The sequence below is a fragment of the Acrocarpospora sp. B8E8 genome, assembly GCF_039871605.1.
GTDB lineage: Bacteria > Actinomycetota > Actinomycetes > Streptosporangiales > Streptosporangiaceae > Acrocarpospora > Acrocarpospora macrocephala.
The window spans coordinates 35,217-50,818 of the sequence record NZ_JBDPLV010000048.1 but is presented as its reverse complement, the minus strand read 5'-3'; the positions used below and the strand labels follow the sequence as shown (position 1 = coordinate 50,818).

The window sequence follows — 15,602 nt, the reverse complement described above, 5'->3', positions numbered from 1 at the left end:
ATGTCAACCCCAGTGCTCCAAGCGCCGGGCCGGGCTCCCCAGAAGGTCGGCGCCGGCCTCCTCGACCCGCGGCAGATGATCAAATCGCTGCCCGACGCGATCAAGAAGCTCAACCCCGCCACGCTCTGGCGCAATCCGGTCATGTTCATCGTCGAGATCGGCGCGCTGTTCACCACCGTGCTCGCCGTCGCCGATCCGTCGTTCTTCGCCTGGGCCATCGTGGTGTGGCTGTGGCTGACGGTGGTGTTCGCCAATCTGGCGGAGGCCGTGGCCGAAGGCCGGGGCAAGGCGCAGGCCGCCACGCTGCGCGCCGCCAAGCGCGACACCACCGCCCGCCGCCTGAGGAGCCGCACCTCGCTGGACTGGGACGTCGTCGGCGCTCCCGAGCTCAGGCAGGGCGACTTCGTGGTGGTCGAGGCCGGGGAGATCATCCCCGGTGACGGCGACGTGGTCGAGGGCATCGCCAGCGTCGACGAGTCAGCCATCACCGGCGAATCCGCCCCCGTGATCCGCGAGTCCGGCGGCGACCGCTCGGCCGTGACCGGCGGCACCAGGGTGCTGTCCGACCAGATCGTCGTCCAGATCACCCAGAAGCCGGGGGAGAGCTTCATCGACCGGATGATCGCCCTGGTCGAGGGCGCGAACCGGCAGAAGACGCCCAACGAGATCGCGCTCAACATCCTGCTGGCCGCGCTGACGATCATCTTCCTGGTGGCGACGGCGACCATGCAGCCGATGGCGATCTTCGCCAAGGACGTCAACGCCGGGATCCCCGACTCCATCGCGCTCACCGGCGACGGCGTGACCGGCATCGTGCTCGTCTCGCTCGTCGTCTGCCTGATCCCGACCACGATCGGCGCGCTGCTGTCGGCCATCGGCATCGCCGGAATGGATCGGCTGGTGCAGCGTAACGTGCTGGCCATGAGCGGGCGGGCGGTCGAGGCGGCGGGCGACGTCGGCACGCTGCTGCTGGACAAGACCGGCACGATCACGCTCGGCAACCGGCAGGCTTCGGAGTTCGTCCCCGCCGCCGGTGTCTCCCCTGACGAGCTGGCCGAGGCCGCCCAGCTGGCCAGCCTCGCCGACGAGACACCCGAGGGCCGCTCGATCGTCGTGTACGCCAAGCAGGCCTACGGCCTGCGCGAGCGCCAGCCCGGCGAGCTCGCCCTCGCCGAGTGGGTCCAGTTCACCGCTCAGACCCGGATGTCCGGCGTGAACATGGACGGCCGTCAGGTACGCAAGGGCGCCGCGACGGCGGTCATGAAGTGGGTACGCGAGAACGGCGGCCAAGCCACGGAAGGCGTCGGCCACCTGGTGGACGGCATCTCGGCCTCCGGCGGTACCCCGCTGGTGGTCGGCGAGGTCACCGGCGGCAAGGCCCGCGTGCTGGGCGTCATCCACCTGAAGGACGTCGTCAAGCAAGGCATGCGCGAACGATTCGATGAGATGCGCCGGATGGGCATCAGAACGGTGATGATCACCGGGGACAACCCGCTGACCGCCAAGGCCATCGCCGACGAGGCCGGGGTGGACGACTTCCTGGCCGAGGCCACGCCGGAGGACAAGCTCGCCCTGATCCGGACGGAGCAGGAGGGCGGGCGGCTGGTCGCCATGACCGGCGACGGCACCAACGACGCCCCCGCGCTCGCGCAGGCGGACGTGGGCGTGGCCATGAACACCGGGACGTCGGCGGCGAAGGAGGCGGGGAACATGGTCGACCTCGACTCCAACCCCACCAAGCTCATCGAGATCGTCGAGATCGGCAAGCAGCTGCTCATCACCCGGGGTGCGCTGACCACGTTCTCCATCGCCAACGACATCGCCAAGTATTTCGCGATCATCCCGGCCATGTTCGCCGCGGTCTATCCGGGTCTGGACACGCTCAACGTCATGCGCCTGGCCAGCCCGCAGTCGGCGATCCTGTCCGCGGTCGTGTTCAACGCGGTCGTCATCGTGGCGCTCATCCCGCTGGCCCTGCGCGGCGTGCGGTACACGCCGGGCGGCGCGTCCAAGCTGCTCAGCCGCAACCTCTACATCTACGGTCTGGGCGGCATCGTCGTGCCCTTCCTCGGCATCAAGCTGATCGACCTTCTCATCCAGTTCCTTCCAGGGATGTCGTAATGGAACGTCTGCCAGGCTGGCTCCGCCAGCATCTCGCCGCCGTACGGGCGCTGCTCGTGCTCACCGTGGTGACCGGCGTCATCTATCCGCTGGCCGCCACCGGCGTGGCCCAGGCCGTGTTCAACTCCAACGCCAACGGCTCGCTGGTGACCAAGGACGGGAAGACCGTGGGCAGCGCGCTCATCGGCCAGAACTTCACCGACGCCGACGGAAACCCGGTCAAGCGGTACTTCCAGAGCCGGCCGTCCGCGGCGGGTGACGGGTATGACCCGCTGTCCACCGCGGCCAGCAACCTCGGCCCGGAGGATGTCGTGGACACCCTCGCGGTTCCGGGCGCCACCGACGAGGAGGGCAACCCTGACGAGGGCAGCCAGAGCCTGCTGACCACCGTCTGCGCGCGGTCCAAGGCCGTCGGCGAGCTGGAAGGCGTCTCCGGGGCCCGCCCGTTCTGCACAGGGGACGGAGTCGGCGCCGTGCTGAAGGTCTTCCCCGCCGTCGGCGCTCCCGCCCGGGTGGTCAGCGTCAACCAGGCCTGCCCCGCCACTCCCTTCGTCGCCGAATACGCGGGCGTCGCGGTGGAGTGCGGGAAGCCGGGGGAGGACTACTCGGCGGGCCGTACCGTGCCGGTCCGGGGTGAGGTCACCGATGTCCAGGTGCCCGCCGACGCGGTCACCGCGAGCGCCTCCGGGCTGGACCCGCACATCTCGGTCGCGTACGCCGAGCTCCAGGCGGCCCGCGTCGCCAAGGAGCGGGGAATCGACGTGGCCAAGGTGCGGGCGCTCATCGAGGCGAACACCACCGGCCGGGCGGTCGGCTTCATGGGCGAACCCGCCGTCAACGTGCTCCAGCTCAACCTGGCGCTGGACCGGGGGTAGGAACCGTGCCACGCGGGCGGCTGAGGGTCTACCTGGGGGCGGCGCCGGGGGTCGGCAAGACCTTCGCGATGCTCAACGAGGGCCTGCGTGGCCTGGAGCGTGGCAGGGACGTGGTCGTGGGCCTCGTCGAGACGCACGGCCGCCCCCGCACCGCCGAGCTGCTGGACGGCATGGAAGTGGTCCCCCGCAGGACGATGGTCCACCGGGGGACCACCTTCACCGAACTCGACGTCGACGCCGTCATCGCCCGCCGCCCCCGGGTGGCGCTCATCGACGAGCTGGCCCACAGCAACGTGCCCGGCTCGCGCAACGCCAAGCGCTGGCAGGACGTCGAGGAGATCCTCGCCGCCGGGATCGACGTCGTCTCCACGGTGAACGTCCAGCACCTGGAGTCGGTCAACGACGTGGTCCAGCAGATCACCGGCATCCCGCAGCGGGAGACCGTGCCGGACGAGGTGGTGCGGCGGGCCGACCAGGTCGAGCTGGTCGACATGGCGCCCGAGGCACTCCGCCGCAGGCTGGCCCACGGCAACGTGTACGCGCCGGAGAAGGTGGACGCCGCCTTGTCGAACTACTTCCGGGTCGGAAACCTGACCGCCCTGCGCGAGCTCGCCCTGCTCTGGGTCGCCGGAAAGGTCGACGACCAGCTCGACCGCTACCGCGCCGAGCACGGCATCGCCACCACCTGGGAGGCGCGCGAACGCGTCGTGGTCGCCCTGACCGGCGGCCCCGAAGGCGACACCCTGGTACGGCGCGCGGTCAGGATCGCCGCCAGGACCAAGGGCGCGGACCTGCTGGCCGTCCACGTCACCAGGGCCGACGGGCTGACCGGCGGCGACCCCGCGAGCCTGGCCAGGCAGCGCACGCTGGTGGAGAGCATGGGCGGCACCTACCATCAGGTGATCGGCGAGGACATCCCGCGGGCGCTGCTCGACTTCGCCCGCGGCGTCAACGCCACCCAGCTGGTCCTGGGCGCCTCCCGGCGGGGGAAGTTCGCCCAGATCCTGTCCCGCGGCGTCGGCGTGGAGACCACCGCGATGTCCGGGACCATCGACGTCCACATGATCACCCATGACGAGGCCAAGCGGGGTCGGCGGCGGCCCTCGCGGTCCCGGGCGGCGCTGACCCGCACGCGCAGGCGCGCGGGCTGGGCCGTGGCCGTCGCCGGAATGCCCGCGTTGACCGCCGCGCTCATCCCGTCCCGCGACGCGCTGGCGCTGCCCAGCGAGACGCTGCTGTTCCTGCTGATGGTCATCGGCGTCGCCCTGATCGGCGGCATGTGGCCGGCCATCGCCGCCGCCGTCGGCGGGTCGCTGCTGCTGAACTACTACTTCGCCCCGCCCATCCACGAATGGACGATCTCCGATCCCGAGAACATTCTCGCCCTGGTCGTATTCGTGCTGGTCGCGGTCATGGTGAGCATGATCGTGGATCTGGCGGCGCGCCGTACCAGGCAGGCCGCGCGGGCCGGGGCGGAGGCCGAGCTGCTGTCCACGCTGGCCGGTCACGTGCTGCGGGGGGAGGCGGCGGTGCCCTCCCTGCTGGCGCGGATGCGGGAGAGCTTCGGCTTCCGCTCGGTCACCGTCCTGGAGCGGCGGCCCGAGGCGGGGCAGCTGCCCGACGACCGGTCCGACCCGCAGGCGTGGCGCATCCTCGCCACCGCCGGGGGAGAGCCGTGCGCCTGCCCCGCCGTCGCCGACACCGACGTGGTCATCGACGAAACGCTCGTCCTGGTCGCGCGGGGGAGGCTCCTGGACGCCTCCGACCGCCGGGTGCTGGAGGCCTTCGCGGCCGAGGTCGCCGTGGCCCTGCGCCAGGAGCGGCTGCGGGACGAGGCCGAGCAGGCCAAGCCGCTGGCCGAGGCCGACCGGATGCGTACGGCGCTGCTGGCCGCTGTCAGCCACGACCTGCGCACGCCGCTCGCCTCGGCCAGAGCGGCCGTCGAGAGCCTGCGCAACACCGGCATCGCGTGGTCGGCCGACGATAGGGAAGAGCTGCTCGCCACCGCCGCGGAGTCCCTGATCAAGCTGGGCCGCCTGGTCGAGAACCTGCTCGACATGAGCCGCCTGCAGTCGGGCGTGCTCGGCCCGGCTCCGCAACCTGTCTCCCTGGCCGACGTCCTGCCCCGGGCGATCGACGATCTCGGGCCGCTCCGGGACCGTGTCGAGGGCGAGATCTCCGCCGAGTTCCCCGACATCGTCGCCGACCCGGCCCTGCTCGAACGGATCCTGGCCAACCTGATGTCCAACGCCGTCCGCTACAGTCCTCCGGACCGGAAGGTCCTGATCACCGCGAGCTGGCACGTCGACCAGGCGGAGATCCGGATCATCGACCGGGGCCCCGGCATCCCGCCCGAGGCGCACGAGCGGGTCTTCATGCCATTTCAGCGGCTCGGCGACCGCGACAACCACACGGGGGTCGGTCTCGGCCTCGCGCTCTCCCGGGGACTCGCGGAGGCCATGGGCGGCACCCTGCTCCCCGAGGAGACACCGGGAGGCGGCCTCACCATGATCCTCACGCTGCCGCTCTCGTCGCGAGCGCACGCCGTCAAGAAGGCGTAGGGATTCCGGGTCTCGCCGTATGGGTGTCGTAGGGGAGCACGGTGACAGGGCTGACCAGGGGTGACGATAGGAACATCTACCCCCAAAGTGTACGAGCCGGTCATCAATCCGCCCGGCTAGATCACGACATCTACCCTCATAGGAGGACTTGATGTCCGCGGTGCTTACCACCCCTGCGGCCAAGGAGCCCCCGGATACCCGGGACAGGCATCGGCTGAGCGTGCTCGGCGGCCTGGCCGCGCTGTCGCTGGACGCGATGGCCTCGGTCGCTTACGGTCCCGAGGCGATCGTGCTGGTGCTGGCCGTGGCGGGCGGGGCCGGTCTGGGGTTCGCCATTCCGGTCACGCTCACCATCGCCGCGCTGCTGGCGGTGCTGACCTTCTCCTACCGGCAGGTCATCGCCGCCTTCCCCGAGGGGGGTGGCGCCTACGGGGTGGCCAAGACCCATCTCGGCCGGAGGGCCGGGCTGGTGGCCGGGGCCAGCTTGATCGTCGATTACGTGCTCAACGTGGCGGTGTCGGTGGCCGCCGGGGTCGCGGCGCTCACGTCGGCCTTTCCTGAGCTGCTGCCCTACACCGTCTGGATCTGCCTGGCGGTGCTGGCGTTGGTCACGGGTGTCAACCTGCGCGGGATCGCGGGCAGTGCCCGCGCTTTCATCGCCCCGACGGCGGTTTACGTCGGCGCGATCCTGCTGGTGATCGTCGTGGGTCTGGTTCGCAACGGGCCCGCCGTGGTGACCGAGGCGCACGTGACAGGCCTGCAGACCGTGGGGGTCCTGCTGCTGCTCAAGGCCTTCGCCAACGGCTGCGCCTCGCTCACCGGAGTTGAGGCCATCGCCAACGCCGTACCTTCCTTCCGGAAGCCGCGGGTGAAGCGGGCTCAGCGGGCCGAGGTCGCGCTTGGGGCGCTGCTGGCGGTGATGCTGGTCGGGATCGCCGCGCTGATCGAGAAGTTCGCGATCGCGCCGGTGGAAGGCGTCACGGTCCTGGCGCAGGTGACCCAGGCGTCCCTCGGTGACGGACCGCTGTTCTACCTGGTCCAATTTTCCACCGTGATCCTGCTCGCGCTGGCGGCCAACACCTCCTTCGGTGGTTTGCCGGTGCTGGCCCAGCTGCTGGCCGCCGACAACAACCTGCCGCACTTCTTCGCGCTGCGCGCCGACCGGCACGTGCACCGGTACGGCATCGCCTTCCTCACCGTCACCTCGGCCGCGCTGCTGGTCCTCGCGCGGGGCGACATGAACCTGCTGGTACCGCTGTTCGCGATCGGCGTCTTCGTCGGCTTCACCCTTTCCCAGGGCGGAATGGTCAAGCATTGGGTGACCGCCCGCCCGGCTGGCTGGCGGTGGCGGGCCGCGCTCAACGGCTTCGGCGCCCTGTTGACTTTTCTGGCCGCGATCGTCGTCACGATCTCCAAGTTCACCGAGGGCGGCTGGCTGATCGTGGTTACGCTGCCGCTGATGGTGCTGGTGATGGAGCGGGTCAACCGGTCCTACGCGCGTATCGGGCGGCGTCTGGAATTGGGCAGGACGCCGGTTCCACCCCGGTCCCGGCGGTCCCTGGTGGTGGTTCCCGTGCAGGGGGTCAACCGGCTGGCGTGCGAGGCCCTGGCCGCCGCGCTGTCCCTCGGCGACCGGGTGGTGGCGGTCAACGTCACCCACCCCGAGGATGAGCAGGACGCCCGCCGGTTCGTCGAAGCCTGGGAGCGCTGGCAGCCCGACGTCGAACTGGTCCAGCTCTTCGACGCCCACCGGCGCCTGGACGAACCCCTGGTCGACTACATCAGCCGGGTTCCCGAGGCTCACGTTTTCGTGCTGATCCCGGAGGTCGAGCCGGAGCATGCCTGGCAGCGGCTGTTGCAGAACCAGCGGGGGGCGGTGCTGGCTCGCGCGCTGCGGCGCCGTACCGACGTGGTGGTGTGCCGGATGCGGTTCCGGGTCTGACTATGCGGGCCTGGCGGTTCCGAGGGCGTGGGAGATGCGGTGGAGGGGGAAACGGTCGAGGCGCTCGATGGTGAATCCGGTGCGCTCGATGGCGGCCACGGTGTCGCGGGCGAGGTGGCAGCCGCCGCAGACGCGCGACCAGAGCGGGGTCGCCATCCGCTCGGCCAGCACGGCGATCGGCTTCGGCGACGGCTGGTGCTCGTAGAACCGCAGCTCACCATCGGGCCGGAGCACGCGCCTCACCTCGGCCAATGTCGTCTCCAGGCGAGGTGCGCAACAGAGGATCAGTGCGCAGACCACGGCGTCGCACGACCCGTCAGGCACCGGCAGGCGGGTCAGGTCGCCGTCCAGGATCTGTACGCCGGTCGCGACATTGGCCGCGGCGAGCCGGGCTGCGGCCCGCAGGAACGGGTCCGGCTCGACGAGCGTGATCTCCTCGACCTCGCGGGGATAGCAGGTGAGCTTGACCCCGTCGCCGGCGCCGATCTCCAGCACCGAACCCGCGAGGCCGCTCAGCAGGCGGTCCCGTTGCTCCGTCGGGCGCGAGCTGCCCCGGCCCCCGACGCGCACCGGCCGCGGATGGTGGAACTGCTCCATCCCGCGCCCCAGCTTGCCGCTGGTATCCGGGGGTTCGTTGGACTGGAACGCGAGCACGGCCATTAATCCTCCTTTGTCGGGAGTTCCACTCTCGGACGGCATTGGATCGCCTGGGGCCACCCATATGAGACTTCTACGGGTTGGGCGGTAATCCCTACGCGTTCTTGACGGGCTCAGTGGCTGACTGTCCTCTTGTAGAGGCGCGTGGCCAGGGGGACGAACACGACCAGGATCAGCACCGACCAGAGCAGCGACACCAGCACCGCGTGCTGGAGCGGCCAGGCGCCCGAGACGGCCGTGGCGGGAATCGAATTGCCGAACAGGTCGCGCGCCGCCTGGACGATCGTGGAGACGGGATTCCACTCGGCGACGGCCTTCAGCGGGCCGGGCAGCCGGGCGCTGTCGACGAACACGTTGGACAGGAACATCAGCGGCATCGACACGAGGGTGGAGATGTTGTTGAACACCTCGGGCGTGCGCAGGGCCAGCGCGACCGTCGCCGTCACCCAGGAGAACGCGTAGGCGAAGAGCAACAGCAGCAGGAAGCCCAGGACGGCCTCGTACGGTGTCGTGTGGATCCGCCAGCCGACGATCAGACCCACCACGGCCATCACGACGATGCTGGTGAGGTTCATGAGCACGTCGCTGAGAGTCTGGCCGGTCAGCACCGCCGAGGGTGACATCGGCAGGGTGCGGAACCGGTCGAAGATGCCTTTCCGCAGGTCCAGGGTCAGGGTGTAGCCGGTGATCTGCGCGCTGGAGACGATCGCCACGACGAAGACCCCCGGGACCATGTACTCGCGGTAGGAGACGCCGGGCACTTCGATCATGCTGCCGAAGATGTAGGCGAACAGCAGCACGAACACGATCGGGAGGATGACCGCGCCGCCGAGCAGGTCAGGGGCACGCTTGATCTTCAATGCGTTGCGCTTGGTGATCGTCACGCTGTCGGCGATCGCCATCTGGAGGGTGTTCATCGGTGCAGTTCCTTCGGGTTGTCGGTTGTCTGGTGGCCGGTGAGGGTCAGGAACACCTCGTCCAGGGTCGGTCGCCGCAGGCTGGCGTCGCGTACCGTGACACGTTCGGCGGCCAGCGTGCCCAGCGCGCTGGTGAGCGACGCCGCGCCGCTGGTCACCGGGACCGTCACCTGGAGGGCGTCGATCCGCATGTCCCCTACGGCCAGGGGTGCCAGCGCCCGCATGACGGTCTCCAGGTCCGCCGGGTTCGTCACGGTCAGCTCGATCCGGTCGCCGCCGATCTGGTCCTTGAGCTCGTCGGCGGTGCCGAGCGCGATCACGTGGCCGTGGTCGACCACCGCGATCCGGTCGGCGAGGCGGTCGGCCTCCTCCATGTACTGGGTGGTGAGCAGCACCGTCGTGCCGGTGGCGACGAGTTCGGAGATGGCGTCCCACAGGCCGGCGCGCGCCCTCGGGTCCAGGCCGGTGGTGGGCTCGTCCAGGAACAGCACCGGCGGGTTGGCGACCAGGGCCGCGGCGAGGTCGAGGCGGCGGCGCATGCCGCCGGAGTAGCCCTGCACCGGGCGGTCGGCGGCCTCGGTCAGGTCGAAGCGTTCGAGGAGTTCGCGTGCGCGTTGTTTGCTGGGTTTGGTGCCGAGGTGGTAGAGGCGTCCGACCATTTCCAGGTTCTCGGCGCCGGTGAGGTGGTCGTCCACGGCGGCGTACTGGCCGGAGGCGCCGATGTGGGAGCGCAGGCGGTGCGCGTCGGCGACGACGTCGAAGCCGGCGACGGTGGCATGGCCGGCGTCGGGTTTGAGGAGGGTGGTCAGGATTCGTACGGTCGTGGTCTTGCCGGCGCCGTTCGGGCCGAGCAGGCCGAACACCGTTCCTTCGGGGACCGACAGGTTCATCCCGTCGAGGGCGACCACGTCGCCGTACTTCTTGACCAGGCCTTCGGCCATTATGGCGGGGGGCATGAGCTTCTCCTGTGGGCATGACGGCATGGCGGACGGTCGGTTGATCGTCCGGTTTGTGGTTATCGGGCGAGGGTTAGCTGAAGCGTTTGCGCGCGTAGCGGATCTTCACGTGGCCGTAGCCCAGCTCGCCGGTGACCCGGACGTGGGGCTTGCCGGGGCTGGGGCGTCCCGGCACCTTGCAGGTGGTGCTGCCCCATTTGGTCACCACGGCGTCGGCGTTCGCGGTCGCGCCGGGCGGGAGGATGATCGTCGCGGAGCCGTACGCGAGCTGGAGTTCGATCTCGATCACTGAGTGCTCGATCGCGGCCTGGGAAAGGTCGAGGTGCGCGCCGCCGTACTCGGAGGTGATCCTCAGCCGTCGCGGGACCAGCCAGTCACCGGCGCGCTTGACGCGCCCGCCCGTGGAGTTCAGCTCGACCACCTCGTCCACGGGCTCGCCGGGCAGGTCGGCGACCACCGGTACCAGGTCGCCATGGGACCTGGCCGTGAAAGCCAGTTCGAGCCGATCGTCCATCTCCTCGCGCGTGATCAGGCCCGCAGCGAACGCCTGCTGAAGTCGCTGAACGGTCCTGTCCCGATCGTCGTCGGAGACACGCACCTGCGGCTCTATTGGCATAACTCTTTCTCCTTCGATTCTCCTTCAGGGTATTCGGCGTATGACGGCCAGCCGAGCGACCAATTGTCGTTCGGCTATTCATCGAGATGAATCAGATGTCGAGGTCCTCCACGGCGGGACGCCCGGCCACGTCGGCGATCAGGTCGTAGAACTCGTCCGGAACCTTCCCGCGCAGGTCCTCGAAGGAGGCCACCACCTCAAGCGTGGATTCACCCTGGACGAAACCCCAGTTCGAGTCGGCCAGGCCGAGATAGGTCTTCCACGCGCCACGGGAGAAGAGCCCTTCCAGCCAGTTCTCGGAGCCCGCGGCCGCGCTGTCCGTCCAGTCGGGAGAGCGGTCCACATGCAGGACGAACTTGCCCGTCCGGGACCGGTAGACGCGGAACATCTCGACCCGGCTCCCCGTGGTGCGCCCCCACTCGCCGAGAAGCACACCCGAGAACCGCTGCTTGCGCCCGACACCCTGCCCCACCTGCACGATGATCTCGTCGTAGCCCTCCTGGCGCCCTTCCTCCATCTCGATGTAGCGCCGCAACGCCGTGGAGATCGCCTGAGACAGATTGCCCCCGGAGAGCTCCTGCGCTCGCTGGAAGAGCTTCAGATCGTCCTCGGACACGTAGATCGTTTTATTTGGCATGACCACCTCCCCTTATACGTATGAGTCTACGTATAAGAGTGGATTATCGCAATACCGCAGTTATCGCAGGTCAGTGAGAACGTCACGCATGTACTCAAGTGCTTGCCGGGCATCAAACTTTTTTCCAGGGCGTACGACGCCTGCGGCGATCTTGCTGGCGGCGTCGGCGACGAGGGTCCGGAGCGCGAGAGCGCCGAAGTCGCCGGTTGTCGCGAGGTAGTCCAGCACGCGTGCCGCGTCCTGCAGGCGGCCGATCGCCGCCATCATGTTGACGAACTCCACGGCGGCGATCCTGGCGACGTCGGTGTAGTCGGTCTCAAGCAACTCTTCGACGTACGAGCGGAGAATCCGGAACGCCCCCGACCGGTCCCCGCGCCGGAAGGCGGATCGTGCCTCGATGGGCTTGCTCACCGAGATGGTCCGATGCGGGACGGCGACGCTCGCCGACTCGTCGAAGAACCGGTCCGCCCGGTCGGCGTCGCCCTGGAACAGGGCGGAGTAGCCGAGCATGGCCAAGCTCAGGCACAGGAAGGTCGGCACCACCGCGCGTGGCGCCCAGCGATCAGGCCGGTGTGGCCCTCCTCCGCCAGATGCTCGGCCGCCAGTTCGCGGATGGACTCCAGCAGCCGGAAACGCCGCCCGAACGGGCCGGACTCGACGACGAGCATCGACTTGTCGACCAGATCCCCCAGCAGGTCGTCGATATCGGCGAGGTCCAGCTCCTCACCGGCGGCGACGCTCCCGGCCGCCGCGAGATCGAACGGCCCCGCGAAGATCGAGAGCCGCTGGAAGAGCACCTGCTGGGGGCGCGTGAGCAGGTCGTAGGACCAGTCGATGGTGGCCCGGAGCGTCCGGTGGCGTTCGGCGCTGGTTCGCCTGCCGCCGGTCAGGAGGCGGAGCGGAGCGCCGAGCCGGGCCACGAGATCCGGTGGCGCGAGACTTCTCGTGCGAGCGGCGGCCAGCTCGATGGCGAGCGGCACGCCGTCGAGGCGGCGGCAGATCTCCTCGACGTCGTCCCGGTGGGCGTGGGGGTCGAAGGTCAGCGAGACCGCCGGGCCCGCTCGTTGAACAGCTCGGCTCCCGGCCCGGCGGGGTCCAGGGGCGCCACCTCGACGAGCTGCTCGCCGCCGATGCCGAGGGACTCCCGGGAGGTGGCGAGCACCCGCACGCTCGGGCAGCGCTCGGCGATGGCGTGGGCGAGCCCGGCCGCGCCGTCGATGACATGCTCGCAGTTGTCCAGGACGAGAAGCGCCGGACGTGACCGCAGGGCCGCGACGATCGACTGGGTCAGGGTGCGCCCCGAGCTTTCCTTGACCTCCAGGGTGTCGGCCACGAGGCGGGGCACGTCGCCCGGCGAGGCGATGTCGGCCAGCTCTACGAGCCAGGCCGCCCCATCGGACAGCTGCGCCGCCGCCAGGGCCAGCCGGGTCTTGCCGATCCCGCCGGGCCCCACCAGCGTCACGACAGGGGACTCCGCGAGAGCGCCGGCGACGACGCCGAGATCCTCATCACGGCCGATGAGTCGGCCCAGCCGGACCGGGAGGTTCCCGTCGCCTACCGGGAGGATGCGGTGTCCTGACCCGTGCAGCCGCTCATCGTGGCCGAGAATCAGGGACTCCAGGTCATGCAGGCGTGGGCCGGGTTCTATTCCGAGCTGCTCCACGAGCTGGCGGCGGGCCTTCTGGTACGCCGCGAGCGCGTCGGCCTGCCGTCCAACCCGGTACAAGGCGGTCATCAGCAGCGCCCACAACCCCTCCCGCAGCGGATGGCTCGCGGTGAGCTCCGTCAGCGGGCCGATGGCCGCCTGGGCATCCGTCCCGACGCGATGCTCGAGGTCGGCCTCCACCGCGCCCAGCCACTGCTCCACCAGCCCGTCCACCATCGGCGTCAGGGCTTGCGCGTCGAGCCCGGCCAAGGGAGTCCCGGTCCACTCGGTCAACGCCGCCTGGACGTCGCCCACGTCGAGCCGCCGCCGGAAGCGGGCCACGTCGACGGCGTCAGCCGCCACGGCCAGGCGGTAGCCCGCGCCGGTCCGGACGATCGAGTCGGGGCCCAGGGCCTTGCGGAGCCGGACGACATAGGACTGCACGGTCTTTCCTGCCGTACGCGGTGGGTCGTCGCCCCACACCAGCTCCACCAGCCGCGGCACCGGAACGACGGACCCGGCGGACAGGGCGAGCACCGCGAGCACGGTCTGGCACTTCGCCGGACCGACGTCCACCGTCGCCCCACCGACGGCGGCACTGACACCACCGAAAAGACCGATCCGCACCACCGGGCCGCTCCCGCGCTCAGGGGTCGATCCTCCCACGGGCTCCACCGGCCTTCCACCGGGACTCAACCCGGCTCTGTCACGGTCTGACCACATCCACCGGACCGAAGGAGCACGTCATGGACTCACCGAAGCGGCTCGCCCGAACCGCGGGACTCTTCTACCTCATCGTCGCGATCCTCGGCGGCTTCGCCCAAATCATCCGAGTCGATGCCTTCGCGCCAGGCGATGCCGCCACCACCGTGGCGAACGTCGTGGCGAACGCCTCACTGGTCCGGATGAGCTTCGTGGCCGACCTGACGCAGGCGACATTCCTTCTGTTTGTCGTCATGTCCCTCTACCGGCTGCTGCACCACGTGAACAAGAGCGTGGCCCACGCCATGGTCCTCTTCGTGGTGGTCGCGGTCGCCATCACCTGCCTGAACATGCTCAACCAGCTGGGCAGCCTGCTAGTCGCCACCGACCCCTCCTACGCCGGCGCCTTCGGCCCCGAAGGCTCGCCCGCGCTGGTGTTACTCCTGCTCGACCTCCAGCGCTCCGGCTACCTCATCGCCCAGATCTTCTTCGGCCTGTGGCTGTTCCCCCTGGGCCTCCTGGCCTACCGGTCCGGCATGTTCCCCCGCCCCCTCAGCGTCATGCTGATGCTCGCGACCGTCTTCTACCTGCTCGACGTGGCCCTGCAGTTCCTCGCCCCCGAACTCGCCGGCGTGGTCAACCCGCTCGTCGTCGTGGTGGCGACCGTCAGCGAGGTCTCCATGCTCGCCTACCTCTTGATCAAGGGTGTCAAGACCCTTCCCGCGGACCACGCGCTCGCGACCTGAGCCGAGCCAGTGTGGTCCGGTGGGAAGTGGACCTCGGCGAGCGCGGGTGTGGCCATTACGGTGAAACGCGATGGATATTGATCTTGTGGTCGCGGGGGCGGGGCTGTTCGGGCTGACTGTCGCGGAGCGGTGTGCCAGGGACCTGGGGCTGCGGGTGCTCGTCGTGGAGCGGCGGGATCACATCGGGGGCAACGTGTACAGCGAGGTCGAGCCCTCGACCGGGATCGAGGTGCACCGCTACGGGGCGCACCTGTTCCACACCTCCAACGAGCGGGTCTGGGAGTACGTGAACCGGTTCACGGCATTCACCGACTACCGCCATCGGGTTTTCACGATCGCGGGGGATCGCGTCTATCCCATGCCGATCAACCTGGCCACGATCTGCGCCTACTTCGGCCGGGCCATGTCGCCCGGGGAGGCCAGGGCGGTGATCGCCGCGCAGGCGGGCGAGGTCGCGCATCCGGCCAATCTGGAGGAGAAGGCGATATCGCTGGTCGGGCGGCCGCTGTACGAGGCGTTCATCCGCGGCTACACCGCCAAGCAGTGGCAGACCGACCCCAGGGAACTGCCCGCGGAGATCATCACGCGGCTGCCGATGCGCTACACCTTCGACGACAGCTACTTCGCCGACCGGTACCAGGGGCTGCCGGTCGACGGCTACACGGCATGGCTGGAGAGGATGTCCGACCATCCGCTGATCGAGGTACGGCTGGGCACCGACTTCGCCGAGCTGGGCGCGGCCGGGAACGTTCCCGTCGTCTACACCGGACCGCTGGACGGCTACTTCGGCCGCGCCGAGGGAGCGCTGGGCTGGCGGACCCTGGATTTCGAGTTCGAGGTCGTGGCCCAGGGCGACTTCCAGGGCACGTCGGTGATGAACTACGCCGACGAGCACGTGCCCTACACCCGGGTCCACGAGTTCCGCCACTTCCATCCCGAGCGTGACTATCCCGGCGACCGCACCGTCATCGCGCGCGAGTACTCCCGCTTCGCGGGCCCGGGAGACGAGCCGTACTACCCCATCGGCACTCCCGCCGACCGCGCCCGCCTGGCGCGCTACCGGGAACTCGCCCGCGCCGAGAAGGACGTGCTGTTCGGCGGGCGTCTCGGCACGTACACCTACCTCGACATGCACATGGCCATCGCCTCCGCGCTCGCGATGTACGGCAACCGGATCCGCCCCCGCTTCCGCCGCGAAGCCCGAGTCTGAGAGGTCCACCAAGCCGA

General features: G+C 69.6%; 14 protein-coding genes. 6 read left to right on the top strand and 8 right to left on the bottom strand.

Annotated features, from left to right (window positions below; translation table 11 throughout):
• The 4 genes from kdpB (at window position 1) to ABGB08_RS35935 (ending at window position 7,499) form a co-directional block, all read left to right on the top strand.
• Complete coding sequence (kdpB, locus tag ABGB08_RS35950; protein WP_347599954.1) at window positions 1-2,121, top strand: potassium-transporting ATPase subunit KdpB; 2,121 nt, start codon at window positions 1-3, stop codon at window positions 2,119-2,121.
• Complete coding sequence (locus ABGB08_RS35945; RefSeq protein WP_347599951.1) at window positions 2,121-2,996, top strand: potassium-transporting ATPase subunit C; 876 nt, start codon at window positions 2,121-2,123, stop codon at window positions 2,994-2,996. The genes kdpB and ABGB08_RS35945 overlap by 1 nt, the downstream gene beginning before the upstream one ends.
• Before the next feature lie 5 nt (window positions 2,997-3,001).
• Window positions 3,002-5,557: a DUF4118 domain-containing protein gene (locus ABGB08_RS35940; protein WP_347599949.1), complete on the top strand. Its 2,556-nt coding sequence runs from the start codon at window positions 3,002-3,004 to the stop codon at window positions 5,555-5,557.
• A gap of 151 nt (window positions 5,558-5,708) precedes the next feature.
• Window positions 5,709-7,499, top strand: a complete 1,791-nt coding sequence (locus ABGB08_RS35935; RefSeq protein ID WP_347599946.1) for an APC family permease — start codon at window positions 5,709-5,711, stop codon at window positions 7,497-7,499.
• Here ABGB08_RS35935 and ABGB08_RS35930 read toward each other — a convergent pair whose 3' ends face one another.
• From ABGB08_RS35930 to ABGB08_RS35895, 8 genes are all read right to left on the bottom strand, one after another.
• On the bottom strand, window positions 7,500-8,159 hold the full coding sequence (locus ABGB08_RS35930) for a class I SAM-dependent methyltransferase (RefSeq protein WP_347599943.1): 660 nt from the start codon (window positions 8,157-8,159) through the stop codon (window positions 7,500-7,502).
• 110 nt (window positions 8,160-8,269) lie between these two features.
• Window positions 8,270-9,073, bottom strand: a complete 804-nt coding sequence (locus tag ABGB08_RS35925) for an ABC transporter permease (RefSeq protein ID WP_347599940.1) — start codon at window positions 9,071-9,073, stop codon at window positions 8,270-8,272.
• Window positions 9,070-10,029, bottom strand: a complete 960-nt coding sequence (locus ABGB08_RS35920; RefSeq protein WP_347599937.1) for an ATP-binding cassette domain-containing protein — start codon at window positions 10,027-10,029, stop codon at window positions 9,070-9,072. Before ABGB08_RS35920 ends, ABGB08_RS35925 begins: the two co-directional genes overlap by 4 nt.
• 73 nt (window positions 10,030-10,102) lie before the next feature.
• Complete coding sequence (locus tag ABGB08_RS35915; protein WP_347599935.1) at window positions 10,103-10,645, bottom strand: DUF1707 domain-containing protein; 543 nt, start codon at window positions 10,643-10,645, stop codon at window positions 10,103-10,105.
• 91 nt (window positions 10,646-10,736) lie between these two features.
• Window positions 10,737-11,282 (bottom strand): EXLDI protein, encoded by a 546-nt coding sequence (locus ABGB08_RS35910; protein WP_347599932.1) that lies wholly within the window; start codon window positions 11,280-11,282, stop codon window positions 10,737-10,739.
• 60 nt (window positions 11,283-11,342) lie between these two features.
• On the bottom strand, window positions 11,343-11,822 hold the full coding sequence (locus ABGB08_RS35905) for a hypothetical protein (protein WP_347599929.1): 480 nt from the start codon (window positions 11,820-11,822) through the stop codon (window positions 11,343-11,345).
• Window positions 11,801-12,262 carry a hypothetical protein gene (locus ABGB08_RS35900; protein ID WP_347599926.1) on the bottom strand — a complete coding sequence of 154 codons (462 nt, stop codon included), beginning with the start codon at window positions 12,260-12,262 and terminating at the stop codon, window positions 11,801-11,803. Before ABGB08_RS35900 ends, ABGB08_RS35905 begins: the two co-directional genes overlap by 22 nt.
• A 59-nt stretch (window positions 12,263-12,321) precedes the next feature.
• Window positions 12,322-13,557, bottom strand: coding sequence for a BTAD domain-containing putative transcriptional regulator (locus ABGB08_RS35895; protein ID WP_347599923.1), 1,236 nt, complete (start codon window positions 13,555-13,557; stop codon window positions 12,322-12,324).
• A 116-nt stretch (window positions 13,558-13,673) separates the two neighbouring features.
• Between ABGB08_RS35895 and ABGB08_RS35890 the strand changes: the two genes are divergently transcribed.
• Window positions 13,674-14,375: a DUF4386 domain-containing protein gene (locus ABGB08_RS35890; RefSeq protein ID WP_347599920.1), complete on the top strand. Its 702-nt coding sequence runs from the start codon at window positions 13,674-13,676 to the stop codon at window positions 14,373-14,375.
• 70 nt (window positions 14,376-14,445) lie between these two features.
• Window positions 14,446-15,585, top strand: a complete 1,140-nt coding sequence (gene glf, locus ABGB08_RS35885) for a UDP-galactopyranose mutase (RefSeq protein WP_347599917.1) — start codon at window positions 14,446-14,448, stop codon at window positions 15,583-15,585.
• Window positions 15,586-15,602 lie beyond the last annotated feature (17 nt).

Excerpts from the sequence above, each read along its gene's own strand:
- ABGB08_RS35935 (WP_347599946.1), top strand. The coding sequence starts at position 5,709 with ATGTCCGCGGTGCTTACCACCCCTGCGGCCAAGGAGCCCCCGGATACC.
- glf (WP_347599917.1), top strand. The coding sequence starts at position 14,446 with ATGGATATTGATCTTGTGGTCGCGGGGGCGGGGCTGTTCGGGCTGACT.
- ABGB08_RS35945 (WP_347599951.1), top strand. The coding sequence starts at position 2,121 with ATGGAACGTCTGCCAGGCTGGCTCCGCCAGCATCTCGCCGCCGTACGG.
- ABGB08_RS35915 (WP_347599935.1), bottom strand. The coding sequence starts at position 10,645 with ATGCCAATAGAGCCGCAGGTGCGTGTCTCCGACGACGATCGGGACAGG.
- ABGB08_RS35910 (WP_347599932.1), bottom strand. The coding sequence starts at position 11,282 with ATGCCAAATAAAACGATCTACGTGTCCGAGGACGATCTGAAGCTCTTC.
- ABGB08_RS35925 (WP_347599940.1), bottom strand. The coding sequence starts at position 9,073 with ATGAACACCCTCCAGATGGCGATCGCCGACAGCGTGACGATCACCAAG.
- ABGB08_RS35890 (WP_347599920.1), top strand. The coding sequence starts at position 13,674 with ATGGACTCACCGAAGCGGCTCGCCCGAACCGCGGGACTCTTCTACCTC.
- kdpB (WP_347599954.1), top strand. The coding sequence starts at position 1 with ATGTCAACCCCAGTGCTCCAAGCGCCGGGCCGGGCTCCCCAGAAGGTC.
- ABGB08_RS35920 (WP_347599937.1), bottom strand. The coding sequence starts at position 10,029 with ATGCCCCCCGCCATAATGGCCGAAGGCCTGGTCAAGAAGTACGGCGAC.
- ABGB08_RS35930 (WP_347599943.1), bottom strand. The coding sequence starts at position 8,159 with ATGGCCGTGCTCGCGTTCCAGTCCAACGAACCCCCGGATACCAGCGGC.